The sequence below is a fragment of the Cumulibacter soli genome (genome assembly GCF_004382795.1).
GTDB lineage: Bacteria > Actinomycetota > Actinomycetes > Mycobacteriales > Antricoccaceae > Cumulibacter > Cumulibacter soli.
The window spans coordinates 1-1,447 of sequence record NZ_SMSG01000017.1; the positions used below are offsets into that span (position 1 = coordinate 1).

The window sequence follows — 1,447 nt, forward strand, 5'->3', positions numbered from 1 at the left end:
CTAGACGGTATGGAGTGACCGCTCAGGGCTCCTGAGGGTTGCAGGCCGGGGCCCCACTCACAAATAGTCGTGGGTTACCGGGCAGGACCGGCCTGCCTGGCCTATCCAACAGTTGTGGGAGGCCCCGGTGTTTACCGAGCGTACGAGTGTGGGGCTCGACGTGCATGCACGATCTGTCGCTGCGGCGGCGATCGATGGCACGACGGGCGAGTTGATCCAGGCGAGGCTAACGCCTTCGCACGAACACATCAGGTCGTGGATCACGGCCCTGCCGGGACCAGTCGCGGTGGCCTATGAGGCCGGCCCGACGGGCTTCGGCCTTCATCGATCCCTGATGAAGGCGGGGATTCGCTGCGAGGTCGCGGCACCGAGCAAGCTGCAGAAGCCCTCGGGTGATCGAGTGAAGACCGATGCCCGCGACGCGGTGCATCTGGCGCGGCTGCTGCGGCTAGACGAGGTCATCTCGGTGGCGATTCCGACTGTGGAGCAGGAGGCGGCCCGGGATCTGGTGCGGGCCCGGGAGGACTGTCGGGGTGACCTGATGCGGGCCCGGCATCGGTTGTCGAAACTGCTGCTGCGGCACGGGATTGTCTACTTCGGCGGTAATGCGTGGACGCAGAAGCACGATGCCTGGCTGCGGCACGAGGCGGTATCGCGGCTAAGGACCAGGGCGACCCGAATGACGTTCGACTCCCACTACGACGCAGTGCTGCCTCACCAAGGCCCGCCGCGATCGGTTGGCCGAGGAGATCGAGGTGATGGCCGCCGACAGCGAGTTCACCCCGCTGGTGCGGCGGCTGGGTTGCCTGCGTGGTGTCAGCACTCTGACCGGGTTCGCGCTTGCCGTCGAGATTGGCGACTGGCACCGGTTCAACGGCAACAGCATCGGCTCCTTTGTCGGGCTGGTCCCCAGCGAGTACTCCTCGGGTGCCTCCAGGTCGCAGGGATCGATCACCAAGACCGGCAACACCCACGTCCGCAGGTTGCTCGTCGAGGCCGCTTGGCACCACCGGGCGCGTTACACGGTCGGCAAGACCATGCGGGATCGCTGGGACCTCGCCCCAGCAGCAGCGCGGGCCCGCGGGGACGAGGGCAATCGGCGGCTGCACCAGCGCTGGGTGAGGTTCATCGACCGGAAGAAACGACCCACGATCGCTAACGTCGCCATCGCCCGGGAGTTGTCCGGCTGGTGCTGGTCCCTGGCCGTCATGGACTGACCGCCCATAGGCTGCTTCGTCGATCAACCGACTGGTGGCAGCGCGTGGAGCAACCCGCGGTTGTTCTATGAGCAGATCCTCGAGATCAACGCTCGCCCCTAGACACGCGGCCAAGCTCCAGCCGAAACCCCGTCCTGCGGTAACCAACCCGCGCATATCAGTCTGACCGCGCGTCGCCAACGACACGCTCACCAGCCACCTCGACGAAGCAACGAGGCGCCGCCGGCCCA

1 protein-coding gene and 1 pseudogene are annotated in these 1,447 nt (G+C 66.6%); both read left to right on the forward strand.

All coding sequences use genetic code 11. From position 1 onward, the window contains the following. Window positions 1–160: 160 nt before the first annotated feature. Window positions 161–568, forward strand: a pseudogene (locus tag E1H16_RS19095) (IS110 family transposase); the annotation flags it as partial. A gap of 169 nt (window positions 569–737) precedes the next feature. Then, complete coding sequence (locus tag E1H16_RS18705) at window positions 738–1,217, forward strand: transposase (RefSeq protein WP_208379174.1); 480 nt, start codon at window positions 738–740, stop codon at window positions 1,215–1,217. Window positions 1,218–1,447: the final 230 nt, after the last annotated feature.